The organism is Marinomonas sp. PE14-40, assembly GCF_051623805.1.
GTDB lineage: Bacteria > Pseudomonadota > Gammaproteobacteria > Pseudomonadales > Marinomonadaceae > Marinomonas.
In genome coordinates this window covers 4074336-4098858 of sequence record NZ_CP130700.1, presented here as the reverse complement: position 1 = coordinate 4098858, position 24523 = coordinate 4074336, and the positions used below count along the sequence as shown (strand labels likewise).

Genomic DNA, 24523 nt, shown 5'->3' with positions numbered 1-24523 from the left:
CATCCTATTTAACCATCGTGCATTACTCTTCTAATGCTTCGATCCCAAACATTTTTTGCAGTTTCTTATTCGGCCCATAAGCACGATAATAACTAATCACTGGGCCATCTTCTGATTGATATAACTTGCTATGCAAAGACATAGAACGATCATCTAAGGTGACATCAACAAAGACATCGACCAACAGAATATCTTTGCGCCAATCCGTTTTTTCGAGACTATAACTGGTGAGGTTCGTATTATTTAAAAAGTCATCAAGTGTTTCAAAGCCGCTACTTTCCATTTGCGCTAATATAGCTTCTTTGTGTTGAGTACTAATGTTGTCAATCATAGACACCAATAGTTCTTCACTCATACGATTCACATTAATGCCTAGGTTCTCAGGCCAAAGGCAAAGCCAAGGTATTAAACTCGTTTTAGTTTCATCATCCCATTGTAATAAATCAAACTCAGTCTCACTAATCAGTCGGCTATCTGAAGTTCTATAAGCTGGCGTTAACCCCAGATAATATTCATCTTCATGACCATCACTTCCCGTAATGTCCTGATCTTTATCAAGCCAATCTTTTAATGGTTCCGCTAGAGCACTATCGACACTTAAGCTGGCAAACAAACGCTTAACCTCAGATAACGCGGCATTACTAAGCGCTTCATCAGCTAGACGGTTTACGTTATAACAACCCTGCCTATCAACCACGACAACTCGCATTGAGTCACCTGGATTATCTAGTGCAAAGTTTTGATCTAAAAGAACCCAGCGAGACCCTTCAAGATTCGGTAACTCAGACTCATCTAACTTTGCAAAAGCATACCTAGCCCAAGACTCACCGCCCAACAACTGTTGCTTCAAGGCTGCGGTAGATTGCATCTGATCAAGCAAGCTTCGCTCTCTTGCTAACTGGGACATAATGCTAGCGGCAATTGCGGCGACTAAGGCAAAAACCATCAAAGCCATAATTAAAGCAACACCTCGGCTTTGGCTAGCACTTATCAAGCGATTAGGTCGCTTCACTCTTTTAACCGTCATCTTTTTCATCAGCATCATAGTTAAAAGGGTAACTAGGTACAGCAAACATACGGCTCACTAACCCAAGACCTTCTGTAGCCATATTAATTTGCACTACCCAAGGCATATCAGCGGGCTTTTCAGCCTCACCAGGCAAAGTACCATCACTGACTGGCGGCCAAGTATCTGTCCATTCAACATCGGTATTAAGCAGGTTAATGCTAAAGCTCGAAACTCCGTCAAACTCTTGAACCAGAGTTTCAACATCCTGCTCTTTATCTAGAACACGCCAAAAAGTGCGCTTTAATAAGCCCTCTGATTCATCATATTCATAACGGACTCTTTGTAGCTCAGATCGATTAACGCCTAAAGGATTAATCCAACCCGCTTTAGTAAAGTCTAGTTTGCCATTGTCTAATTTGAGGGAGAACTCGTACTCACCCAATTCATCTCTAACAGTACGATCAACAAGCTGCTCCATATCTCGTTCAATCCATTGCCATAAACGAATACTATCGAACATGACTTTTTCTTGATCAATCAACGCCCGTTTAACTCTGACACCCATGCTTGCCATATCAAAACTTGCTAAACCAATAAAACCTAAAACCCCCACTACCACTAGCATCTCAACTAAGGTGAAAGCGGAAACTTTCTGTTTAGATCTCAACCCATTTCTCCCCATAATAGGAAGATTCTGCACAGGATTAGCCATCAACCATCATCCTCTGTTCGTGCTGCGACAAATCCCGTCATACGATAAATAGAGTTCTCAGCACTAGGAGGTTGAAAGATCGCCACTTCAATTGTAATGACGCCATTAGCTGTCTTAGTGACTAAGGCTTCACTTGACCAAGATAAATTAGCTTGTTCAACCTCTTGATCTCCAAGCTCTAGCTCTTGTCCACTAATTGAAAGCAGTTTTAAGTAAGTTAATCTATCTTGAGCAATCCAAACAGCTAACATTTTTCGCTTAAGATAATCAGCCTGACTGGTCGACTGGCTCGTCACCTGAACTAACACCAAGCTCACAAAAGCCAATATAACTAAGGCCACCAAGACTTCCATGAGGGTAAAACCTGCTTTAGTTTTCGCTAAGTTTAAGGGCATTAACGCCATCTCCCTCTAATAGAAAACTATGGGTATCAGAAGTATCGTTAACAATCTGAATACTAAGCTCAAAAGGTGAGTATTCACCACTGGCAACAAAGGCCAAATCAACCTCCCTGGCCAAGCTACTTTTAGCAATATCGCCACGTTTTTCGGTATCAGACAACAAGAGACTAATTTCCACCTGTTCAGCATCAGGCTCCCAATTAATAGCTGTTTCAAGCCAGACTTCGTTCTCTAAATCAAACTCAAATAGATTAATCTCTTTGGCACTAACTTTAGCGCCTAAGGTTTTACCATCGAGCCAAGACTGATCAATTTGATGCTGTAAAAACAACTTTACAGACTGAGCATCTAACTTAATGACCTCTTCGTCATCATCAACTTGGTAAGCCACTGTCACCATACCAAGTAGGCTGCCTATGATGACTAACACCACCATAAGCTCAAGCAGGGTAAAACCTTTTTGTTGAAAAGCATTAGAGGAGAGTTTCATCATACGTTTCATATCACCTTCCTCAGCTTAGTCATGAGAAAATTGCCAAGACCTTAAAGGTCGTCCTGACTTAGGTCTGCTGCATTTTCATCACCACCTTCACGGCCATCTGAGCCTAGTGCGATCAAGTCATAGTCACCTGTTGCGCCAGGGCTGATGTAAACAAAATCATTACCCCAAGGATCTAGTGGTAGTTTTTTCACATAACCACCTGATTTCCAGCTCTTCGCTTCAGGAAAGCCAGTAGGTTTGCTTACTAGAGCGTCCAAACCTTGCGCTGTCGCTGGATAATTACCATTATCTAATTTATACAGATCAAGCGCTGACATCAGGTTACGAATTTGAGTCTTAGCAACCGACACTTTGGCATCATCAGAGCGCCCTAGAATATTAGGCGCAACCATGCCAATCAGAGCACCAAGAATAACTAAGACCACCATCAGTTCAAGTAGGGTAAAGCCTTTCTTTTGGGCCTTTGAGCGTGGTTTTTTCATTGCCAAATTACGGTTTACTAGATTCATATATCATTCCTGTCAAAAAAATTAGTTTGATTTATCTCCTTATCTGGCAATAGGAAACCACCAAATAAGCTTTGTTATTAATTCAGTAATTGGTTCATATTCATGATTGGCAGTAGGATAGCCATGACTATCATCATCACAGCACCACCCATTACAAGCAGCATTAATGGTTCAAATAAGGCAACTAAAGTGCCTATCCATGCATTCGTATCATCTTCCTGTTGCCTTGCTGCTCTTGCTAACATTTGGTCTAATTCGCCACTACGCTCACCACTTTGTATGAGTTGTAACATCATAGGTGGTAGCAGTTTTGTTGCCTCAAATGCTTTACCCAAACTTCCCCCCTCTTTCACTTTCTGCTGGCAATCTCTTAAGGTTTCTTGCATAGCGAGATTATCAACAACTTGAGAAGCGATATTCATCCCTTCTACTAGAGGTACACCACTACTAGAAAGCATGGCCAAAGTACTAATATAACGAGTTACTTGGGAGACTCTAATCAGGCTACTAACACCGGGTAGCTTAAGTACTAATTTATCTTTTATCTTTTTAGGTGCAGGTTTTGACACTAACCAAATGTAAAAACTAATGACGACAGCAACGACAATGACAAACCGCGCACCATAACCTGTGATTAGGTTACTTAAGCTCAGCATAAATTGAGTGATACCAGGTAATTCAGCACCTTGAGTATCAAACACTTGAACAATGTCAGGCATCACACTTCCCAATAAGAAGCTCACAATACCAATAGCCACAAAAGTTAAAATGGCTGGATACATCATCGCCATTTGTATTTTTTGTGCGTTTTGTTTCTGTCTCTCTGTAAAGTCAGCTAATTGCATTAGCACACCATGTAAGTGTCCAGACTGCTCTCCTGCCTCGACACTGGCTCGAAACAAGATAGGAAAAGCTTTAGGGTAACTGGCTAACGCCTCAGCCAAACTATGACCTTCCATCACTTTAGAACGAATAGAAAGCAACATACTGCGAATTTTATTCTTGGTTGCCTGTTGAGCAACACCCGTTAACGCTTCCTCTATGGGAAGGCCTGCATCAATCAAGGTAGCAAGTTGTCGTGTTAACAATGACCTTTCTTTGATATTAATACCAGGGCTAAAGAAACTGTTTGCTTGCTTCTCTTTTGCCTGACTAATTTCTAGCAATACCTTGCCCTGTTCACGCAACATTTGGCGTACATGGCGTTCATTATCTGCTTCTAATACGCCTTTTTTCTTCTTGCCCTTCGCATCTAGAGCAAGGTATTCAAATGCTGCCATTTATCATGACCTCTTTCATCATAAAAGCTAAGTCATGTATCATATCAACCATGAGACACTCGCAGCACTTCTTCTACAGTGGTATTACCGGCTATTACCTTCTTCATTCCATCTTGTCGTAAGCTCGGCGTTGTTTGACGCACGTGCTGTTCCATCGCTTGCTCACCTACTTGACTATGAATCAGAGTTTTCACACCTTCATCAATCAGGATCAACTCGTAAAGGCCAATACGACCACGGTAACCTTGATCAAAACAACTATCACATCCTTTCGCATGATAAATAGTTACTGGGGAGCCCACCTCTAATAAAGCTTGTGTCGCTTCATCTGCTTGAATAGGTTGCTTACAGTCATCACAGAGTTTGCGCACTAGCCTTTGCGATAGAACACCCACGATTGAAGAGGATAGTAAAAAGGGCTCTACTCCCATATCTTCTAAACGAGTAATCGCTCCAACCGCACTATTAGTATGAAGAGTAGAAAGAACTAAGTGGCCAGTTAAAGACGCTTGCACTGCAATTTCAGCCGTTTCTTTATCCCGGATTTCACCTATCATGACCACATCAGGGTCTTGACGTAATATTGCCCTAAGTCCACGGGCAAAAGTCATATCCGCTTTACTATTAACTTGTGTCTGACCAATACCTTCTAAGTGGTATTCAACAGGGTCTTCAACCGTCATGATATTGCGACGCCCGTTGTTTAAGTAACCTAAAGAAGCATAAAGAGAGGTTGTTTTACCTGACCCAGTTGGGCCAGTCACTAAAAGAATACCATGAGGGTGGCTGATCACGTCTCGTAACCTTTCACGGTCAGATTCATTCATACCTAAATGGGTTAAATCTAAGCGGCCCGCCTGCTTATTAAGCAAACGCATTACAATACGCTCCCCATGAGATGAAGGCAGCGTTGATACCCTCACATCCACTTCTTGTCCTGAAATCCTAAGCACAATACGCCCATCCTGAGGCACACGTTTCTCAGCAATATCCAGCTTTGCCATCACTTTAATACGAGACACCAGCATAGGGGCTAATGCTCGTCTTGGCTCTATCACTTCACGCAAAATACCATCTACACGAAAACGAACAACCAAACGCCTTTCAAAGGTTTCAATATGCACATCCGAAGCTTCTTCTTTTACCGCCTCGCTCATAATGGCATTAATTAGACGAATAATGGGCGCATCGCCTTCTCGCTCTAATAGATCTTCACTTTCAGGCAGAGCTTCGGCAACACTCGCTAAATCCATATCATCACCGATCCCTTGTGCCATAGCTAAAGATTGCCCGCCTTCTTGCTGATAGAAGCGCACGACAGCTTCATCAAAGTCAGTATCACTCAAACATTCAATTTTAGGCTCTTTAGGTGAGATTCTTAATGCCTCAGAAATCGCCTTAAGGTCAGTTCCCTGTTTATGCACGAGCACCCACAAGTCTGCGTCCTGTCTTAACAGCACACCGGATTGTTTAACGAATGAATAGGGCAATGACGACAAAACACTTCCTTATAAATCAGATACTAGAATCACTTTTAGTACAAAGACCTAGTACAATTACATCAATTTCAATACCACTCAAGCTTCAAGCAACACAAAGCTTACCTAGCCAGCATAAGAAAACAAAAAGTCTCAAAATGCTGACCTATAAAACCACTTTAAAATGCTGACTCTATCCCTAGATTAACAAACAAGGATCTCGGCAAAGACTTTCCATCAACTTTAACCGTATCCAAAGACCAACCAAAATCTAAGTTAGCTCGATCGAAAAAAGTAAAACCAAGATTAATATAATCTAATTGGGTTCCCGCAAGATTGCGGCTATAACCGACTCGAAAGCCGGGTAACAATAAATCCCCATAATAGCTTGAAGACACAACTAACCATTGGTATTCATCATCGACAGCATCAACAACAGTATTTAAGTCTAAACTAGATTGCACACTCCAAATCCCATTAGCAAACGAACTTGAAGCTTCTATACTAAACTGACGCTTTGCTACATAAGTTTCATCGTGAGTTAGATCATTTGAACTAACGAAAGTCGCAACAGTATTACAGTTGGTTAAAGCCGCACCTGTTTTTAAAGCACAGCTACCACCTAAAGTATCGTAATAATAAATAGGCTCATTAATATTGGTGACTTTAACCCCGTACAAAACATTTTGAGTTAACCAGATCGCCCCTAGATCAACACTATAGTTAGTCGAAAGCGCTTCACTCTCTTCAAACTGACTATCATTATCTATATTCTCAATCGTACTTAAGCTTCGTTCCAGCTTCATTCGAGTCAGATTAAACTTGGAGCCTAAGATTAAGCGTCCCTGTCGAGTCCGCAATACTTGTTTGCTATAACCTACACCAAATACGGCAGCCAATGCCGTCTTAGAGTAGACAGATGAATCAGTTTCCAAAGTCGTGCTACCACCGCTCACAACGATATTAATATCGTCATCAAGCACTTTCATTTTCCCTTCCCCTTGAAGTATCAAATCAAAGGCCAAGGTACCAAATTTAGGATGTTTATAAAAAATAGGAAAAGCAGGAACATAGCCAGCAGTAGAAACTTTTATATAGCCTTGCTCACCAGCATTTTTCAAAAAAGCATTATATTTTGTCTGTGCGGCAGCCGCTTCAGCACTCGTCAGACTGGTATCATTTAGAACAGATTCAAGCCCATCAAGTTCGTCCGATAAAGAATCAAGTTGGCCAACCTCAGCACCAAATCCGCCAGGCCCTAATATACCAAAACGAAATAAGCCTCTCGGATTATCACGGCTCTCATTCTCATCAAACATTAGAAATGGACTGGCAGGGTTTGATAAGCTACTTGATATAAAACCACTATTTGTAACAGAACCTAAAGTCGATGCAGAGCCAATAGGGTGATAAACTGGTTGTCCAGAAAAACACAAAGCACTGTAAAAACACGCTAGCACCAGATACAGCTTTCTTGCCATTAAATCCTCTTTATGAGTAAATCGACTTTGAAAGCCCCAACGTTATCAGCAAAGTGGATTTAAGTACTAGCAATCATAGACACTTTATCCAGATATGTTATTCATCTGATAGTTCAGGTTCAAACATACCTTCAAGACCACCTTCTCTTGGTGAGCTCATTTGTATCTCAACGGCTCTAAAACCTTGATACTGTTTATTGGTAACACTATCAACATTAGCTTTACCGCGAATAATGGTAGGGCGAATAAAAACTAGAAGGTTTTTCTTATCAATACTAAAAGAGCTACTTCTAAACAAGGCCCCAATAAACGGAATATCACCTAGAAAAGGCACCTTCTGTTTTGATTCTGTAATATTGTCTTGAATCAAACCACCTAGCACTATTGTTTGCCTATCACCGGCTATTACTACTGTCTCCACCTCTCGAACTGTTGTTATAGTACCTAAAGAACTAGCTTCATCTGAGGCAGATTCAACCGTTTGAAACACCTCCATTTTAACTTCATTACCCGAATTAATATGGGGGGTTACCTTCAGGGTCAAGCCCACATCTTCTCGGGATGTAGTAACAAAGGTACTACTGCTGCTTTCAGAGTACTCACCTGTTTGAAAGGGTCGAGTTTCACCTACCAGAATTCGTGCTTCTTGATTATCTAGGGTTAATATTTTTGGAGTTGAAAGAAGGTTGGAATTGGTTTTACTCTGCAGTGCTTGAATAATGGCACCTAGATTAGTATCTCCCAAAATAGCAGTACCGCCAGTAGCTAAAGTATTAGCCGTACCTGCACCTACCGATGTAAAGATTGAGTTTGCTGAAGTTCCTGCTGTCGTAAAATTTGAACCTGAATTCAGACCATCATTGCTGCCAATTAGCCATTGCACACCAAGTTCTTCTGTATCTGTCACTGTAATTTCAACAATTACAGCTTCTATTAAGACTTGCGCTCTTGGCACATCAATTCGCTGTAACACAGAATTAATTTCTGTCATCACACCAGGTTCTGCATTGATCAACAGCGCATTAAGGTCGGTGTCAGCCTGAATATTTGTCGTTAAAACTGGTGCTGAACCTTCTTTCTTCTCAATATCACCGACAACCCCTTTGAGTAAATCAGCAACTTTGGTTGCATCAGCGTATTGCAGTGGAATGTATTGTAGTCGACTCGATTTTTCAGCGGGAATATCAAGCTTTATGATCAAGTCTTTAATCTGATTAAGCTCGCCTGGCTTCCCCTTTAGGATAAGACGATTTGTTCTTTCATCTGCCACAATTGTTGTGACATCGCTAGATCTTGCCCCTTTACCTGTTGTCGTTGTTGTCAGTTGCTGCAACAAAGTAATGACATCGCCAGCCCAAGCATGCTTGAGTGGTACGACGGTCATTTCACCTTCATTAGTACTGTCTAAACGTTCAACCAAATCTTCTAGACTTCGGATGTTATCTGCATGATCACTAATAATCAGAGCATTCATTGTCGGCACAGCAGCAAGGTGACCGTACTGAGGAATTAATGGGCGTAAAATTGGAACAAGTTCAGAAGCGACCGCATTCTTAATCGCTAATACGCGGGTAACCATTAACTCACCGGGGGCGCCGCCTGAAGGGTCAAAGTTCAATCCACCTTGCTTCGCAATATTTTGCGGCAATATTTTAAAGCCTTCAGGAGACTCAAGAACCGCATAGCCATGAACGGTCAGTACAGATAAGAATAAACGAAATACAGCATCTTCATCCAAGCTAGCGTTTGAAATAACCGTCACTTTACCCTTAACCCTAGGGTCAACAATAAAACTTCTATCTGTCATTTCAGCGACTTGTCGAATAAAAATGCTAATATCCGCCTGTTGCAAATTAACTTGCCAAGTTTTCCCGATTGCCATCAAAGGAATAAATAAACAAAGAGATACAACTAACTTAAGCAGTTTTTGCGTTACAACAGAATACATCTACCATCCTTTATATTGTTATTTAATCGGATATGACACAGAAAAGGTCCGACTTCCCCGTTGGATTTGAAAATTAGCGACACTTTGTTTGCGAACTAACTCACCTAAACCCGCATCACTCTCAATATTGCCTACACTTTGCCCATTTACCGCGACAATCTTATCTCCTGCTTTAAGGCCCATAGCAATCAAAGAACTCGATGCAAGCACTTCATAAGATGTTCCATTTGAACGTAGCCCTGTAGTGGCTAAAAGGGTATTAGGGTCTTCTTCAAATAAGGCTTCATAGGTATCCAAAATCTCGGCTGGAGATAGAACACCTACACCAATTTCATTTGTGTTTCTTCCATCCGTAAGCACATTAGTAGAAGTTGACCGCTGATTTACTAACACTTGATCATCAGCAGTTTCAATTAAGGTGAGTAACTTAGCTTCATCAAAATATAAGGATTCAGACTTACCAGCACGCTCAATAATGACGTGATCGTTATAGACTTCTTTAAGTAAAACGCCCCGAATGATTTGCGCATCAATACGGTAGACTTCATCTTTTTTACTTCTTGAACTGATGATTGCCATAGAGTCTTTCATCTCTACAGCAGGCATAACCCCTTTAAGGGTGAGTTTTAGTTTGGTCTTTTTAGTAGGCTCTACGGTTAGTACTTCAGCTTTAGCAAGGTAACCAAACAAAGAGGATGAAGCCATTTTCACTTGAGCTTTATTGCTTTGAGTGGTTCGAAAATCAATTGCAGCTAACGATTGTTCTGGCATTGGCGTAAAAGACCAGAAAACCTGAGCAGCAGAATAAGCAGAGAGGCTAACAAAGCTAAATAAAGCTAAATATCGAAACCAAGCTTCCAAACGCAATGCCCCCATAGCCATCACCAACACCTCTTGGGTGAAGCTAACACTTGCTGACGGCTTCTTTTTAGCATGATTTATCTCATCTACTTATTATTGTTTATATTCAGTTTGGCAAGATTTAATTTATCAACTAAGTTGAGACCTATAAGTGATAGATCCGTTTAAACTCACCTTAATCAATATGTTACACATTATTCATTATTACTAATATATCAAAAAATCTTATCTGTCATAACAAAAACGGGCGCATCCATATCACCTGTCCAAGGTTGATTTATTAGTTCAAACACAGCAGGCATAACGGACAATTCCGCCTCTCCTTGCCGGCTCACACTGGCATTAATAAAAGGCACACCTTTTACAGAGGTAACTTTTAACTGATTGACTGAATTAATATTAATCAACTCAAACAGCACCTTATCTAACGAAACACTGTCTCTTTGCCTAGATATGACAAAATCTAAATCTCCACCTTCCCAGTAGCCATTACCTCTTAACTTGCTAGGAGTAGACTCTACATAGGGCCATTTTCCATACAATTTTTCCAGTACTATGTTACCGCCAGAGACTTTTGCTTTATAAGGCTCTAAAACTGAGTTCAAAAGTTCACTTGATAAGCTCAGACCATCTATCCACAAAGACACTTCATCCACTTCAGGCTGAAAACTTCCCCACGCTTTCATATCTCTATGTAGCACTTGAAAGTCTATCGGCTCAAAAATGCCATTCAACTTCCATTGAATTAACATATCCCCGCTAAGCTGGCTAACTCTAAACTTAGCTTTTCCTTGCCAAAAGCGCCCTTCAAGCTGCTCAAGACGTACGCCCTCTTCTGTTAGCGCTTGATTTAGACTTGCCCGCCAAAAGTGCAAAGGTGCCAGTACCACTCCCGCCACTAAAAAGACTAAAACAAACCAGATAAAGAGAAAGACTTTAGCCTTCATCACTGTATCCCTACTCTTATATTAAGCTTGGCCTTCTATTAAGCGATTTAACTTAGCCAAATCCTCTTTTGTATCTACACCATGCGGAGGCATCCCTTCAGCATAAGCAACTTTTATTTTGACACCCTGATGCAAAAGCCTTAATTGCTCTAGTTTCTCCCATTTTTCTAAAGGAGACATAGGCATTTTACAATATGCAGACAATAATCTTGCTCTGTATACATACATACCTATATGTCGATAAGCTGGCATCGCATCATTAAGCGCTTGTTCCTGATTAAAGCCATCTCTATCCCATGGAATAGGTGCTCGGCTAAAGTACAAAGCATGATCTTTTTCATCAACTACAAGTTTCACCACATTTGCATTAAAAAAGTCATCTTTATGTTGAATACGACAGGCCATAGTTGCCATATCAGCTAGCGCATCATTCGCTAAAGCAGTAACTGCATCGTGAATAATGGCAACAGGCAAAAGAGGCTCATCACCTTGCACATTGACAATAATTTCATCATCGTGCCATCCCATGATTTGAGCAACTTCAGCAAGTCGCTCTGTACCATTTTCATGGTCATCTCTTGTCATCACAACATTGGCGTCAAAGTCAGATACAGCGCGATAAATATCTTCATGGTCAGTTGCAATAACAACCGTGCTCGCGCCAGCTTTAAGAGCCAACTCATATACCCACTGCAATACAGGCTTACCTGCCAATGGTGCTAGTAGCTTTTTAGGAAAGCGCTGTGAGGCATAACGTGCGGGGATAACAATATGAAATTCTGGCAAGATGTTAGACATAATTGAAGTAGGCTCAGATATAAAATAATTCGGTAGTTAAATGAAATTAACGCCTAAAGGCTAGCTTGATTTACTTTCAAACGCTGGTTTTTGGGCAACCTCATAAGCACTTTCCAACGGCATCCTGGAAGATAAAAGTAAGTCACAGACTTCTCGAGCAACACCTTCTCCAGCCTTGCTAAGCAAGGTCATATCAGAGTGTCGTTTCACCAAGACATGCGCATCATTAGGACATAACGCTAGCGACACCAAAGGCATAACTTGCAGGTCGATAACATCATCACCAACATAAGCGGCTTTATCAGCCGCTACATTAAGGCGTTTTAACAAGTCTAAAAATGCGTCTTTCTTGTTATGACAGCCCGGATAAAAGTGCTTAATAGACAAATCAGACATGCGCTTACGCAGAGGCGCTGAATCTTTTGCTGTAATAATAGCCACCTCAACCCCCCATTTTGGTAGGAGTTTCAAAGCCACGCCATCTTTCACATTAAAACGCTTTAATTCTTCTCCATTCTCACCATACAAGAGACCGCCATCCGTTAATACGCCGTCCACATCAAAAACCACCAACGTTAGCGTTTGTAGTTTTTTTAACAGGCCCTCAGGAAATTCTCTGGCTTCTTCTAGGTATGATGATAAGAAACGCTTATCCATCATGTTGCACTCGTATCCAGCTCATCAAAGCCTTTTACCAGTTCGTCAATTTGCTTCAACTGCTTTAAAAATGGCGCTAATTTATCTAACGGCAATGCACATGGGCCATCGCATTTTGCCTGATTTGGATCCGGGTGGGTTTCTAAGAAAAGACTAGAAAGTCCTAATGCCATACCTGAACGCGCTAGTTCAGCAACTTGAGCACGACGACCATCCGCTGAATCCGCACGACCACCTGGTCGCTGCAAAGCATGAGTCACATCAAACATGACAGGATACTCAAACTTTTTCATCAAACCAAAACCAAGCATATCGACCACAAGATTGTTATATCCCATCATGGTTCCGCGCTCACATAGCATCAGCTTGTCATTACCTGCTTCTTCGCACTTAGTGAGAATATGCTGCATTTCATGAGGCGCTAAAAACTGTGCTTTCTTGATATTAATAACAGCATCCGTTTTAGCCATAGCAACAACAAGATCTGTTTGTCGTGACAAGAAGGCAGGCAACTGAATAACATCTGCCACCTCTGCGACAGGGGCACACTGATCGACTTCATGTACATCCGTAATGACAGGTACATTAAAGCCTGTTTTAACCTCTTCTAAGATACGTAAGCCTTCTTCCATTCCAGGGCCACGAAACGAGTTAATTGAAGAACGGTTAGCTTTATCAAACGACCCTTTAAATACATAAGGAATGTCCAAAGCTTGGCAAACTTTCACATGTTCTTCTGCAACCTTCATTGCAAGATCACGAGACTCCAATACGTTTACGCCACTAAAGAGCACAAAAGGTAAATGGTTAGCAACTTTTACATCTTGATTAATTTCAATTATTTTACTTTTTACTGTCATCTTATTTTCCATTAAAAGTCAGTTAGTTAGCGATCGTAGATTTCAAGCAAACCAACGACATTATTATCATCATCAACGGCAATCAATAGGGTAATTTTGCCCTGTAACATTTGTTCTTCTGCCGTCGCAATTAACGTATCTTGATGTATGGTTTTAGGGCTGGCTGTCATTACTTGAGAAATAGTTTTATCCATCATTCCCACAGCATCTGTCAGCATGGCACGGCGTAAATCACCATCAGTGAAAATCCCAAGCAGTTCTTTGCCTTGTTTTACCAATACCATGCCCATACGGCCAGTGGTCATTACCCCAATCGCATCTTTTAACAAGGTACTTGGTTCGCATTCAGGGAGATTATCCTTATGCATTAAATCTTTAACGCGGGTTAAGAGCTTACGCCCTAAGCTACCACCAGGATGGAAGCGCGCAAAATCCTGCGGTTGAAAATTACGACATTCCATCAAAGCGACCGCTACGGCATCACCCATAGCTGTTGTCATTGTGGTTGAAGTGGTGGGAGCCAAATTATTTGGGCAAGTTTCTCTATCCACTGAGATATCTAACACACAATCACAATGCTTCGCCAAGGTAGACTGCAAGTTACCAACCATAGCAATGCATGGGTTTCCAAAGCTTTTTAACGAAGGCAACAATCGAATCAGCTCTTCCGTTTCTCCCGAATAACTAATCAAAATCAAGGTGTCTTGAGGGTCAATCATACCCAGATCACCATGAAAGGCCTCTCCAGGGTGAAGAAAGAAGCTAGGGGTTCCTGTTGACGCCAGGGTAGCCGCAATTTTGGCACCGATTAAACCAGACTTCCCCATACCACAAATAATGGTTCTGCCTTGGGTTTTCATGATCAGCTTGATGGCATTAACAAATTCACTTGTGACAGACTCAGACAACTTAGACAAAGCATTAGCCTGAGTATTCAATGTATGTTGAGCGCTTGTAATTAACTCATCATCTGTTTTATTAAGGACTTGTGATGAGGAAGGCATAATTTCTGTTACGTCAGCCATGTCTGGTCTCTACAAATTAGAATGACTAGCATTATACCCAAAAACCGAATTCAAGATAGAAATCTTATTGAACAGATAGCTAACAAAGAAGCACCTGAAAAGCACTTACCTAAAGGCATTAGCTTACTTTTAAGTTTGGATAGAATGAGTAATCTAGTTTGTTTCTAGTCTACGACTAACATAAAGAAGCGAAGCAAATTTTTAACCGTATGAAAGATGACCCTCGAACTAAAGCTAAATACTTAAAACGTGTAGGGTTAAATGGGAGAGGGTATGAAAAAAGAGAAGAAAATTGAAGATAATAAAGTGAGTAGTCTACCCACTTTATTATTGTTGATATCAAGATAGAAGGAACAAGTAACACCTCAAAAGCCGATCTTTAGCCTTAAGCCTGACATTTTGAAAATTGTTGCCCCAGTTGCTTAATAAAGGCAACATATGCCGCTTCATTAAGCACAATATTTGCACCCAATGGATCAATTTCAATGGCTTTAACATTAGTATCTTCTACTAAGGCATTAACGATTGCTGGGTTAAATTGTACCTCACTAAAAATACAAGCAACCTTCTCGTCTTTCATCAAACGTCTAATCGAAACAACCTTTTTGGCACCAGGCTTACGTTCTGGACTTAAGCTAATGTTTGCAATGTGAGCAATATCATAATGCGCTTCAAAATAGCTGTATGCATCATGAAACACGACATAATTCAGCTCTTTAAGTGGCGAAAGCGAGCGTTTATTTTCAGCATCAGCTTGCGCTAATGCCGCTTCAAAACGCTCTAGGTTTTGTTCAAAATAAGAGGCTTGTTGAGGAAGCATAATAGAAAGTTTTTCTGTCACAGCATCGGCAAGCAAATGAGCATTCTCTAAATCCAGCCATACGTGTGGATCTAGACCATCATGATGATGCCCATGATCATGACCATGACTTTCAAAGCTTTTCATAGTTTTAGGCTTATCTGTTTCATGGTGATCTCCAGCGTCTTCAACTAAAGACATCCATTCAATTGCAGTATCAGCATGCTGGCTATTAAGCAGCGGTTTTTCTAAAAATGGCTCTAGAGACTCACCTACCCAAACCACTAAATCAGCATTAATGACTTTTCTTAAATCAGATGGGCGCAAGGCAAAATCATGAGGAGAAGCGCTATTCGATACAATTTGCTCTATGTTTACTTTATCGCCTGCAATCGCTTTTACCACCATAGAAACAGGCTTTATGCTAGTTGCGATACTCGGTATCGTCTCCGCTTGCAACTGACCATTTATCGCGAACAACCCCATCAACAAAAAACCTAAAATAGACTTCATTTAAACTCTCAAAAAACGTTATAACATAACAGGCATATTAACATTGATATATAAGTGAACACAATTGAAGAAAGAGAGCTAAAAGTACTTTTGAAGGAAGGGGTGTAAGTAGGAATCCCCCCTAGTTATATAACTTCTAGGGGGAAGACGATCAAACAAATAATGTAACTTTAATTAAGTTCAAGAGATGATAACGCCACCTCACGCACCATAAGTCCCGCTCTTTGGCCAACAGGTATTTTAGCGTTTGGAAATACCAAGGCATCCCCATCTTGCTTAACCAAATACTCAGAAAGTTGAGACTGGGTTAACTTGAAACCAGCATCAAATGACGTAAAGTTTTCAAAATCTGCATCTATATTAAGCTGATAATCATCGGCATCCTTATTCAAACCATCTATGACTTGGAAGATTTTCATATTTCCATCATGACTTCCTATCAACTTTTCATCCTTAATCAAGGTTCTTAGAGTGTGTCTGATAGCTGTTAATTTTGAGTGATCATTTTCACCGAAAGGCGCCACCTGACCCAATTCAACAGTAAAAGCACTGGCATTATGCTGCTCAGATGAGAAGTAAGACAAAGTTGTCGTACTTTGGTGAGACAATAAAACAGCCTCAATACCAGAGGCTTCTAAAAAGCCAATCTGCTCAGCACTGTAAGGACGCTCATGTAAATAAGGATAAACCACAAATTTAGGGTATTTTGATCCCCTTATCGCGGTATGAAGGTCATAATGAATTCTTTGAGCACTATCTGGTCCTTCATTAAAAAAGTCTGCAATTGTTTTCTCAATCAAACCCGCTCTTTGAGCTTCAAAGCCTTCTTCTTTTTGCCAAGCGCCAGAAAAGAGGCGGTTCATATTTACTTGAGTAAACCTTTTTCCAATATTTGCAGCAGGCAAGTTTCCGAAAATAACCAGTAAACGTACTGAGCAAGCAAGCTTTTCATCTAAAATATCTTTTAAAATATCATTAGCCATTTCCATCGGTGCGGTTTCATTGCCATGAATGCCTGCACTTAATACTAAGCTAATCTGCGCCTTTTGCTTTGGTTCGATAGTGACGATGCCAGTTTCCAATAAGGAAACTTCGGCAAATTCATAATCTTCAACTTTTTTTTCTGCATGTGTAGGGTTGGCTAAACTAAAGGCTAATAGGTCATGTTGCTTAATCAAGAATTCATCCTCTGGAACGGGGGTTTACTATCTAGTTAGTGAGTTATTGTTAACAAGATATGGTAGTAAATCTAGACTTCAAGCCGAAAAAGCAAAAGCCATCATTTGCCAAGCTTACACGAAATTTGTTGTCGCAATTTGGAAACTTTATATTAATAATTCATACAAAAGTCTAACTTGCTAAAATACTACTTTTACAGGCATTTTATCCTTATAATTTCGCCATAAAAATACCATGATGCCAAACACAAAAGAGCCTTTTTATGAGCGACGAAATCATCAGTTTAATTGATAAAGACAATAATTTAATTGGCAGCGTAGCAAGAAAAGAAATGCGTTTTGGTATTGATTACCACAGAGCAACTTACATTTTAGTATTCAATAAAAAGAAAGAACTCATCGTACAAAAGCGTACTTTAAACAAACATTTTTGCCCCGGCTATTACGGCATAGCGACCGGAGGCGTCGTTGCCCATGGAGAGAGCTACCACCTATCAGCCCAAAGAGAACTTCAAGAGGAGCTTGGCTTAGATTTAACACTTACCAATCATGGGCTATTCTTTACAGAAGGAGAAAGCTATCGAATTTGGGGAAAAGTATTTAGCTGCACCTATGATCCAAACCAAGACGGTAAGATCATAATGCAAGCAGATGAAGTTGCTGCTATAAAAGAGATAAGCATTGAAGATATCTTAATTAACAAAAAATGCTTAAAATTCACTCCAGACACCTTAGATGCGTTACATCATTATGTTGAAAATCGTCTTAGCATACAGCCTTCTGACCCTGATTAGCCTTGGCTTCAGTCAGGTATCTTATGGACAAACACGATGGCAAGATACCGAATACATTAAAGCTAGCTTTATCGATATAGCCTTAGGCAGAGAGTACGAGAAAAGCAAAGAGAGCCGCTTGGTTCGCTGGAAGAACCCAATCAAGGTGCATGTTACCAGTGACACAGGTGATGCTTACCTACAAAATGACCTTTTATCGGCACATATTAAGCACTTAGCAAGCATTACTAAACATCCAATTTTATTGGATGTTCCTCAAAGCCAAGCCAACATCACCATCATTTTTACCCAACATAAGCAAATGAGAGACAAGGTTGCTCAATATATTGGTAACCCTAAACACTATGAGGTCGCACTCAAAGAAGCAATTTGCATTGGCACCTTTAAAAACAACAAACGAGGCGAGATTTTTAAAGGAGTCATCATTATTCCCGTCGATTTTGCTCGAGAAAACTCTCGTTTTTTAGACTGTATTATTGAAGAAATCACTCAGCTACTTGGCCTGCCGAATGATTCTGATAAGGTTTACCCTTCTATTTTCAATGACAACAGCATCGACTCTTACCTCAGCCCTCTAGATTATATTTTACTCAAGATACTTTATTCTCCTAGGTTGAAAGCGGGCATGTCACAGCAACAAGTAACTCAAGCATTAGACAGCGCTTTAGCTGAACTTAATCAAAATAACGAAATTGCTGAAGCCACTTACAGGGTCAATCAACACAGCTTGAAACGCTATTTAGGGGATTAAAAAACTGGGCATATTAAAAACGGCTCAGTTTTTCTACAAAAAAATACGTTATCAACACAAGAAGCTAACGGTTAAACACAAAATTAGATTTAGGCTTATAACAGAATGATTGTTTAGTTTCCCGAGGCCTAATATGTTTAATCGCAACAAACATCAAGACACTCAGCAAAAAGCAGCAGAACTAGCCCAAGAAAGCCAAAGTTACTTAACCGCAATAAAGCAAAACATAGCGGTTATTGAGTTCTCTCCTCAAGGCATCATTCTAGAAGCTAACGAGCACTTCCTTAATGCATCCAAGTATCAAAGAGATGAGATAATTGGTCAGCATCATAAGATTTTCTGTGAACAAAGTTATTCAACTAGCAAAGAGTATTCGAACTTTTGGCATGAATTAAGCAGAGGAGCAAGCCATAAAGGCGTTTTTAAACGAGTCAATAAAGATCAAGAGATACTCTGGCTTGAAGCAACTTACCTACCTGTTATTGAAAGCGGAGAAGTAATCAAAGTCGTTAAGCTAGCGAGTGACATTACACAAGCCAAAGAGCGCTTAGATTGCCAATCAGCCATTTTAAATGCACTAAACCTATCTATGGCTGTGATTGAGTTTTCCCCCAATGGAGACATATTAAACGCCAACGAAAACTTTTTAACCTGCATAGGCTATCAAGCTAATGAAATCCAAGGTCAGCATCATAAGATGTTTTGCTTTGATAGCTTCTACCAAGAAAACCCGTCATTCTGGCAAGAGCTTCAACAAGGGCAATTTAAGTCGGGGCAATTTGAACGAAAGAATAGTCGAGGAGAAAGTATCTGGTTAGAAGCTACCTACAATCCTGTCTATGATGAGTATGGAAAAGTTTATAAAGTCATTAAATTTGCTTCTGATATAACAGAGCAAATAAACAAACGAGATTCTAGCCAAAAGGTCTCTAAAATGGCATATGAAACCTCGATTGAAACAACAAATGTGTCAGAAAAAGGGGCTCAGGTACTGCAGCAATCTGTCGATATTTCCTCTGATATCTCAAGTGAAATGGATAAAGCATCCAACCTAATTGAAAAACTCAACATACAGTCCGATGAAATCTCTAAAATCGTAAACACCATAGGAAGTATTGCAGGACAAACTAACCTATTAGCACTTAATGCCGCTATAGAAGCAGCGCGAGCAGGAGAGCATGGTAGAGGTTTTGCAGTGGTTGCAGATGAAGTAAGACAACTTGCATCAAGAACAAGTAGCTCAACCATAGAAATAGAAGAAATGGTAAAACAAAATACCCTATTAACCCGTGACACTAAAATAAGTATGGAAAAAGTTCGTGAACAAGCCGTTGAGAGTAACGAACTAATTAACAACGCTTTTGTGATCATAGATCAAATAAAGCAAGGCGCAGAAAACATATCAAATACAGTCGCTGAGCTAACAGAGAAATAACATCATCTCTGTGAAAGGGATAATAGAGGCCAGTTCAAATAACTTTATTGGGTGATTTCTGTCACTCAATACTCTATCCCCTCCTCTTTTACCGACAAAATACTGACTCAACACAGTCCTTTTTCAATTTAAAGCCATAAAAATGATTTATAGATTCCGCTTTTCTCGTCAAGTTAGGTAAAATGCTTAAAATTTTTACATCGGAGTCACTGAATGTTCCCTGAACTCAAAAATGATCGTTTTATTCGCGCCCTTTTAAAGCAGCCTGTCGATACCACACCGGTATGGATGATGCGCCAAGCTGGACGCTATCTTCCTGAATATCGTGCAAGTCGTGCTCATGCGGGTGATTTTTTGAGTCTCTGTAAGAATGACGAATTTGCTTGTGAAGTTACCCTACAGCCTCTGGAAAGATATGAACTTGATGCCGCAATTTTATTTTCTGACATCTTAACGATTCCAGATGCGATGGGCCAAGGACTTTACTTTGAAACGGGTGAAGGCCCTAAATTCAAGAAAGTTGTTCGCACCGAAGCAGACGTAGAAGCGTTGCCTATTGCCAGCGTCAATGATCTAGATTATGTCATGAAAGCGGTTACAACCATTCGTAACGCACTAGGCGGACGCGTTCCATTAATTGGCTTTTCTGGTAGCCCATGGACACTTGCTACTTATATGGTTGAAGGTGGTTCCAGTAAGGACTTCCGCCATATTAAAGGCATGATGTATAAGTCACCTGAAATATTGCATGAATTACTACGCAAGCTTGCAATCTCTGTTACTGACTACTTAAACGGTCAAATTAAAGCGGGTGCTCAAGCGGTACAAATTTTTGATACTTGGGGTGGCGTGTTAAGTGGCCCTAAATACCAAGAGTTCTCCTTGATGTACATGAAACAAATCATTGATGGTCTGATTCGTGAACATGAAGGCAAGAAAATTCCTGTTATCATGTTCACAAAAAATGGCGGCCAATGGTTAGAAAACATGGCAGCAAGTGGCACTGATGCACTTGGTCTTGATTGGACCACGGATATGGCCGAGGCAAGAGCACGTGTTGGTGATAAAGTTGCGTTACAAGGAAATATTGACCCTTGCGTACTTTATGCTGATAAAGAGGTTATTCGCGATCAAGTTGGAGAAGTCTTAGCAGGATTTGGTCATGGTACGGGACATGTATTTAACTTAGGACACGGTATTCATCAGTTTGTCGATCCTGAGCAACCAAAGTATCTAATCGATGCAGTGCATGAATTAGGTGCCAAATATCACCAAACCCAATCTGAGCAACTAGATCAACTGAACGATCTAAAGTCATAGTGCGTCACTAACGCCTTGATAAGCACTGGACTAAGATAACGTCTTCAGTCCAGTGCATTCCTCTCAAAAAGCCCATTTCTACTCACATCTATAGATTATCCGTCTTTATTTATCGTTACTTGACCGAGCTAACTAGCCGGAAAGAGTAGAGAATGTTATTTTTATCTAATTGATTTATTTTTGGCCTATGGAGAACATTTATGAAACTCGTTACCGCGATTGTTAAACCATTTAAGCTAGATGAGGTGCGCGAAGCACTGTCTGAAATTGGTATCAATGGCATTACAGTGACAGAGGTAAAAGGGTTTGGGCGCCAGCGTGGACATACTGAACTTTATCGTGGTGCCGAATATGTAGTTGATTTTCTACCTAAAGTGAAACTTGAGCTCGCAGTAGAAGATGATCAAACTGATCGCGCTATCGAAGTAATTCAACAAAGTGCCAACACAGGAAAAATCGGTGATGGCAAAATATTTGTTACCTCACTTGAGCAAATCATTCGTATCCGTACCGGTGAAACAGGCGAAGACGCGATTTAATCTTACAGCCGATTAATTTAAGCGTTTACTGAATATAAAAAAACCTCAAACTTTTGCAAGCTTGAGGTTTTTTATTTGATTAGAAAAAGCGTTTAAAACCGCCCCCTCTGATCAGTTAATACATTATAGCTGACTCAATACATATTCTGCTGAGCTCACTTTAAACTCACCAGATTCTTCACGCCAAAGCTGAGTCACAACACCATTATCTACTAACATGGCATAACGACTACTGCGCATACCAAATTTAGCAGATGATAGATCCAACTCAAGGCCCATTGAAAGGGTAAACTCTGCCATGCCATCCGCAGCCATAACTAGGTGCTCAGCATTTTGAGCTTCTCCCCAAGCATGCATAACAAAAACATCATTCACCGAAAGACAAACAACCTCATCGACGCCTTTTTCTTTTAGCGCATCAAAGTTCACAACAAAGCCTGGCACATGACTAGCACTACAGGTTGGCGTAAAGGCTCCAGGAAGAGCAAACATCACCACCTTTTTATTACTAAAGAATTCTGCCACCTCAATTGTTTTAGGGCCATCGTCACCCATTACTTGAAACTGAGCAGCTGGTAGCGTATCACCGACTTGAATAGACACTTAATTTAAACTCCTTTATTGAAATATAACGTTCTAATTATCAGCAAACATAACAAGTAACTCCTTGTTAAGATACTTTGAATTGGCTCAATAAAGTATTTTGTTGCTCTGCAAGCTTTGATAAGCCTTCACTATTCTGAGCGGTTGAATCCGCTGCAGTAGAGGCTTCATCAGACATTTTGGCAATATCATGCACGCTAACACTAATCTCTTGCGCTACGGCAGACTGTTGCTCTGCTGCGGTAGCAATTTGTGTGCTCAGATCTCGAATACCCGTCACAAATTCCTGCATTTCCTGCAATGATTGCCCAACTTCTTTCGCTTTATCAACACTCTGTTGAGCACTGTTCTGGCTCTGAGTCATACTAGAAACTGTCTCTTTCACCCCTTGTTGTAAGCGGCTAATTACTTTCTGAATCTCTTCTGTTGAACTATGGGTTCTTGTCGCTAAGGTTCTTACTTCATCCGCGACTACAGCAAAACCACGGCCTTGCTCGCCCGCCCTTGCCGCTTCGATGGCTGCATTTAGCGCCAATAAATTAGTTTGTTCAGCAATATCTTGAATAACTTCTAAAATCTTACCAATATCCTGAGAGTAGACATTTAACTCATTCACTACCTTGGAGGAACCTTCAATTTCATTTGCCAAGGTTTGAATCGTTTCGATATTCACATCCATTTGCGAACGGTTTTCAGAGGCTTTAATGTCGACTGTCTGCACCTGCTCTAATGTGGTTTCTGCACTATTAGCAACCTGATGCACGGTTGCCGCCATTTCTGTCATAGCCGACGCAACAGATGTGGTCATATCGTTTTGAGAGCTCATTAACTCTTTAGATTGCTCTGCGGTCACTACGCCAGATTGCGCGGAACCTGCAACCTGTACTGACGCTTGACGAATTTCACGAATAACAGACTCAAGCTTACTCGCAAGATCATTAACCCATCGAGACAGCTCACCAAATTCATCTTTCGATTTAATTTCAGCACGTAAAGTAAAGTCACCTTCAGCAATTTTACCTAAAACGTCCATAACAATAGATAAAGGTTTCCTAATACTACGACTCACCCAAGTTGCGACTAGAATCGCAATAATTGCAGAGACAATAATCACTATCACAGCACTACTAACGGATAAATTAACGGCAGACTTAGCTTCGGTCAAAGCGCTTTGACGTACTTGAGAAGCTTCGTTTAATAACGCCGCCGTTGAAGCATTAATTGAATTCATGGTGCTAGATAGCTGATTCGCTAAAGTAATGCCTTTTTCTTGGAACACTAGGTAATTGTAATAAGCCTTAATCACGCCTTGCTCAGATAAAACATGCTCTTCAATTTCTTGAATCAAAATATCAATATTTTCGTCTTCAAGATTAGCTAACTTGTCTTTAGCCCCCTGCAAATTCGAATTCATTGATTTAATCAGGTCATCTAATGTGCCAAGTTCAGTTTGGTCAAAATAGTCATTCACAGTGTATTGAATGCTTTCTATTTGCCCCAAAATATAAGATGCAGCAAATTTAACATCGGTTTTATAACCTGACTCTTCTAAAATGGCTAAATCTTCGACCGCAAATAAAATAGAATCTTTTAAATCAAACTTTTGTTCAAACACTTGATCACGATTAGCAATCTCTTGTCTGTGGTTGACGGTTGCCTGTTTTGATATCTGATAAAAAACGCCTGTTTCACGTTTAATTTCAATCAAAGATTCGGTCATCACAGGATAGTTTTGAATCAAGCCTTCTAGGGAACTCGATAAACTCAAAAAGTCCGCCTCTTGTTGCTCAAGAGCCGTCTCTAAATTAGTTAATTCATCATCAGGATAAGTAATAAGGTGCTGTAATAAAGTGGCATTTGACGTTAACAAGGTTTCGTTAATTTTATTACTTGACGCCACAACACTCGCCACTTCACCAGTGACAGTATTTAGCCCTTGCTCAACTTTCTTTATGCCTGTGAACCCTGTTGCAGCCACAACAATGAGCAGCACCAACAAAATGGCAAAACCTAAAAGAATTCTCTGTATCACAGATAAAGACATTATCTCACCCCAATTTTTTTACAAAACATTTGATGTGCATCACGCTTTTATGGCTTAGATAAAGGCTAACACTATATTT

The 24523-nt window shown here is 40.4% G+C and carries 24 protein-coding genes; 5 read left to right on the top strand and 19 right to left on the bottom strand.

What is annotated here, in order from left to right:
* Positions 1-22: 22 nt before the first annotated feature.
* From gspK to astE, 17 genes are all read right to left on the bottom strand, one after another.
* The gene (gspK, locus tag Q0A08_RS18900; RefSeq protein WP_438463019.1) at positions 23-1027 is read right to left on the bottom strand and encodes a type II secretion system minor pseudopilin GspK; all 1005 of its coding nucleotides are present in this window, start codon (positions 1025-1027) and stop codon (positions 23-25) included.
* Positions 1017-1721, bottom strand: a complete 705-nt coding sequence (gene gspJ, locus Q0A08_RS18895) for a type II secretion system minor pseudopilin GspJ (protein ID WP_438463018.1) — start codon at positions 1719-1721, stop codon at positions 1017-1019. The genes gspK and gspJ overlap by 11 nt, the downstream gene beginning before the upstream one ends.
* Positions 1721-2116, bottom strand: coding sequence for a type II secretion system minor pseudopilin GspI (gene gspI / locus Q0A08_RS18890; protein WP_438463017.1), 396 nt, complete (start codon positions 2114-2116; stop codon positions 1721-1723). Before gspI ends, gspJ begins: the two co-directional genes overlap by 1 nt.
* Positions 2091-2624, bottom strand: a complete 534-nt coding sequence (locus Q0A08_RS18885) for a type II secretion system protein (RefSeq protein ID WP_438463016.1) — start codon at positions 2622-2624, stop codon at positions 2091-2093. The genes gspI and Q0A08_RS18885 overlap by 26 nt, the downstream gene beginning before the upstream one ends.
* 41 nt (positions 2625-2665) lie before the next feature.
* Entirely contained in the window at positions 2666-3133 is a 468-nt protein-coding gene (gene gspG / locus Q0A08_RS18880) for a type II secretion system major pseudopilin GspG (protein ID WP_438463015.1), read from the bottom strand.
* A gap of 77 nt (positions 3134-3210) precedes the next feature.
* Positions 3211-4413, bottom strand: a complete 1203-nt coding sequence (gene gspF / locus Q0A08_RS18875) for a type II secretion system inner membrane protein GspF (protein ID WP_438463014.1) — start codon at positions 4411-4413, stop codon at positions 3211-3213.
* 44 nt (positions 4414-4457) lie between these two features.
* Positions 4458-5903, bottom strand: coding sequence for a type II secretion system ATPase GspE (gspE, locus tag Q0A08_RS18870; RefSeq protein WP_438467668.1), 1446 nt, complete (start codon positions 5901-5903; stop codon positions 4458-4460).
* Between the two features lie 167 nt (positions 5904-6070).
* Positions 6071-7372 (bottom strand): conjugal transfer protein TraF, encoded by a 1302-nt coding sequence (gene traF, locus Q0A08_RS18865; RefSeq protein WP_438463013.1) that lies wholly within the window; start codon positions 7370-7372, stop codon positions 6071-6073.
* Between the two features lie 97 nt (positions 7373-7469).
* Positions 7470-9320, bottom strand: a complete 1851-nt coding sequence (gene gspD / locus Q0A08_RS18860) for a type II secretion system secretin GspD (protein WP_438463012.1) — start codon at positions 9318-9320, stop codon at positions 7470-7472.
* A gap of 18 nt (positions 9321-9338) precedes the next feature.
* Complete coding sequence (locus Q0A08_RS18855) at positions 9339-10202, bottom strand: type II secretion system protein N (protein WP_438463011.1); 864 nt, start codon at positions 10200-10202, stop codon at positions 9339-9341.
* Positions 10203-10396: 194 nt separating this feature from the next.
* Positions 10397-11128 (bottom strand): hypothetical protein, encoded by a 732-nt coding sequence (locus tag Q0A08_RS18850; RefSeq protein ID WP_438463010.1) that lies wholly within the window; start codon positions 11126-11128, stop codon positions 10397-10399.
* 21 nt (positions 11129-11149) lie between these two features.
* Positions 11150-11926, bottom strand: coding sequence for a 3-deoxy-manno-octulosonate cytidylyltransferase (kdsB, locus tag Q0A08_RS18845; RefSeq protein ID WP_438463009.1), 777 nt, complete (start codon positions 11924-11926; stop codon positions 11150-11152).
* Between the two features lie 60 nt (positions 11927-11986).
* Entirely contained in the window at positions 11987-12586 is a 600-nt protein-coding gene (locus Q0A08_RS18840; protein ID WP_438463008.1) for a KdsC family phosphatase, read from the bottom strand.
* On the bottom strand, positions 12583-13443 hold the full coding sequence (gene kdsA / locus Q0A08_RS18835; RefSeq protein WP_438463007.1) for a 3-deoxy-8-phosphooctulonate synthase: 861 nt from the start codon (positions 13441-13443) through the stop codon (positions 12583-12585). Before kdsA ends, Q0A08_RS18840 begins: the two co-directional genes overlap by 4 nt.
* A 26-nt stretch (positions 13444-13469) precedes the next feature.
* Positions 13470-14447: a KpsF/GutQ family sugar-phosphate isomerase gene (locus Q0A08_RS18830; RefSeq protein ID WP_438467666.1), complete on the bottom strand. Its 978-nt coding sequence runs from the start codon at positions 14445-14447 to the stop codon at positions 13470-13472.
* 406 nt (positions 14448-14853) lie between these two features.
* Complete coding sequence (gene znuA, locus Q0A08_RS18825; protein ID WP_438463006.1) at positions 14854-15780, bottom strand: zinc ABC transporter substrate-binding protein ZnuA; 927 nt, start codon at positions 15778-15780, stop codon at positions 14854-14856.
* 170 nt (positions 15781-15950) lie between these two features.
* Positions 15951-16958 (bottom strand): succinylglutamate desuccinylase, encoded by a 1008-nt coding sequence (gene astE / locus Q0A08_RS18820; RefSeq protein WP_438463004.1) that lies wholly within the window; start codon positions 16956-16958, stop codon positions 15951-15953.
* Positions 16959-17221: 263 nt separating this feature from the next.
* Here astE and Q0A08_RS18815 point away from each other — a divergent pair, with 263 nt between their 5' ends.
* The 5 genes from Q0A08_RS18815 to glnK all read left to right on the top strand — a co-directional run bounded on the left by Q0A08_RS18815 (position 17222) and on the right by glnK (position 21797).
* Positions 17222-17752, top strand: a complete 531-nt coding sequence (locus tag Q0A08_RS18815; RefSeq protein ID WP_438463003.1) for an NUDIX hydrolase — start codon at positions 17222-17224, stop codon at positions 17750-17752.
* A complete protein-coding gene (locus Q0A08_RS18810; RefSeq protein ID WP_438463002.1) occupies positions 17709-18503 on the top strand; it encodes a DUF2927 domain-containing protein in 795 nt (264 codons plus the stop codon). Before Q0A08_RS18815 ends, Q0A08_RS18810 begins: the two co-directional genes overlap by 44 nt.
* 133 nt (positions 18504-18636) lie before the next feature.
* Positions 18637-19938 carry a methyl-accepting chemotaxis protein gene (locus Q0A08_RS18805; protein WP_438463001.1) on the top strand — a complete coding sequence of 434 codons (1302 nt, stop codon included), beginning with the start codon at positions 18637-18639 and terminating at the stop codon, positions 19936-19938.
* A 213-nt stretch (positions 19939-20151) separates the two neighbouring features.
* Entirely contained in the window at positions 20152-21258 is a 1107-nt protein-coding gene (gene hemE / locus Q0A08_RS18800; protein WP_438463000.1) for a uroporphyrinogen decarboxylase, read from the top strand.
* A 200-nt stretch (positions 21259-21458) separates the two neighbouring features.
* Positions 21459-21797, top strand: coding sequence for a P-II family nitrogen regulator (gene glnK / locus Q0A08_RS18795; protein ID WP_009832852.1), 339 nt, complete (start codon positions 21459-21461; stop codon positions 21795-21797).
* 123 nt (positions 21798-21920) lie between these two features.
* Here glnK and Q0A08_RS18790 read toward each other — a convergent pair whose 3' ends face one another.
* Together Q0A08_RS18790 and Q0A08_RS18785 are read right to left on the bottom strand one after the other, a co-directional pair.
* Entirely contained in the window at positions 21921-22400 is a 480-nt protein-coding gene (locus Q0A08_RS18790) for a peroxiredoxin (protein WP_438462999.1), read from the bottom strand.
* 67 nt (positions 22401-22467) lie between these two features.
* Complete coding sequence (locus tag Q0A08_RS18785; RefSeq protein ID WP_438462998.1) at positions 22468-24444, bottom strand: HAMP domain-containing methyl-accepting chemotaxis protein; 1977 nt, start codon at positions 24442-24444, stop codon at positions 22468-22470.
* Between the last annotated feature and the right edge of the window lie 79 nt (positions 24445-24523).

Excerpts from the sequence above, each read along its gene's own strand:
- Q0A08_RS18785 (WP_438462998.1), bottom strand. The coding sequence starts at position 24,444 with ATGTCTTTATCTGTGATACAGAGAATTCTTTTAGGTTTTGCCATTTTG.
- gspG (WP_438463015.1), bottom strand. The coding sequence starts at position 3,133 with ATGAATCTAGTAAACCGTAATTTGGCAATGAAAAAACCACGCTCAAAG.
- traF (WP_438463013.1), bottom strand. The coding sequence starts at position 7,372 with ATGGCAAGAAAGCTGTATCTGGTGCTAGCGTGTTTTTACAGTGCTTTG.
- gspJ (WP_438463018.1), bottom strand. The coding sequence starts at position 1,721 with ATGGCTAATCCTGTGCAGAATCTTCCTATTATGGGGAGAAATGGGTTG.
- Q0A08_RS18885 (WP_438463016.1), bottom strand. The coding sequence starts at position 2,624 with ATGAAACGTATGATGAAACTCTCCTCTAATGCTTTTCAACAAAAAGGT.
- kdsA (WP_438463007.1), bottom strand. The coding sequence starts at position 13,443 with ATGACAGTAAAAAGTAAAATAATTGAAATTAATCAAGATGTAAAAGTT.
- znuA (WP_438463006.1), bottom strand. The coding sequence starts at position 15,780 with ATGAAGTCTATTTTAGGTTTTTTGTTGATGGGGTTGTTCGCGATAAAT.
- hemE (WP_438463000.1), top strand. The coding sequence starts at position 20,152 with ATGTTCCCTGAACTCAAAAATGATCGTTTTATTCGCGCCCTTTTAAAG.
- Q0A08_RS18805 (WP_438463001.1), top strand. The coding sequence starts at position 18,637 with ATGTTTAATCGCAACAAACATCAAGACACTCAGCAAAAAGCAGCAGAA.
- gspK (WP_438463019.1), bottom strand. The coding sequence starts at position 1,027 with ATGACGGTTAAAAGAGTGAAGCGACCTAATCGCTTGATAAGTGCTAGC.
- gspF (WP_438463014.1), bottom strand. The coding sequence starts at position 4,413 with ATGGCAGCATTTGAATACCTTGCTCTAGATGCGAAGGGCAAGAAGAAA.
- Q0A08_RS18840 (WP_438463008.1), bottom strand. The coding sequence starts at position 12,586 with ATGATGGATAAGCGTTTCTTATCATCATACCTAGAAGAAGCCAGAGAA.
- Q0A08_RS18850 (WP_438463010.1), bottom strand. The coding sequence starts at position 11,128 with ATGAAGGCTAAAGTCTTTCTCTTTATCTGGTTTGTTTTAGTCTTTTTA.
- kdsB (WP_438463009.1), bottom strand. The coding sequence starts at position 11,926 with ATGTCTAACATCTTGCCAGAATTTCATATTGTTATCCCCGCACGTTAT.
- Q0A08_RS18830 (WP_438467666.1), bottom strand. The coding sequence starts at position 14,447 with ATGCCTTCCTCATCACAAGTCCTTAATAAAACAGATGATGAGTTAATT.
- Q0A08_RS18855 (WP_438463011.1), bottom strand. The coding sequence starts at position 10,202 with ATGGCTATGGGGGCATTGCGTTTGGAAGCTTGGTTTCGATATTTAGCT.
- gspD (WP_438463012.1), bottom strand. The coding sequence starts at position 9,320 with ATGTATTCTGTTGTAACGCAAAAACTGCTTAAGTTAGTTGTATCTCTT.
- Q0A08_RS18815 (WP_438463003.1), top strand. The coding sequence starts at position 17,222 with ATGAGCGACGAAATCATCAGTTTAATTGATAAAGACAATAATTTAATT.
- gspI (WP_438463017.1), bottom strand. The coding sequence starts at position 2,116 with ATGCCCTTAAACTTAGCGAAAACTAAAGCAGGTTTTACCCTCATGGAA.
- Q0A08_RS18810 (WP_438463002.1), top strand. The coding sequence starts at position 17,709 with ATGTTGAAAATCGTCTTAGCATACAGCCTTCTGACCCTGATTAGCCTT.
- glnK (WP_009832852.1), top strand. The coding sequence starts at position 21,459 with ATGAAACTCGTTACCGCGATTGTTAAACCATTTAAGCTAGATGAGGTG.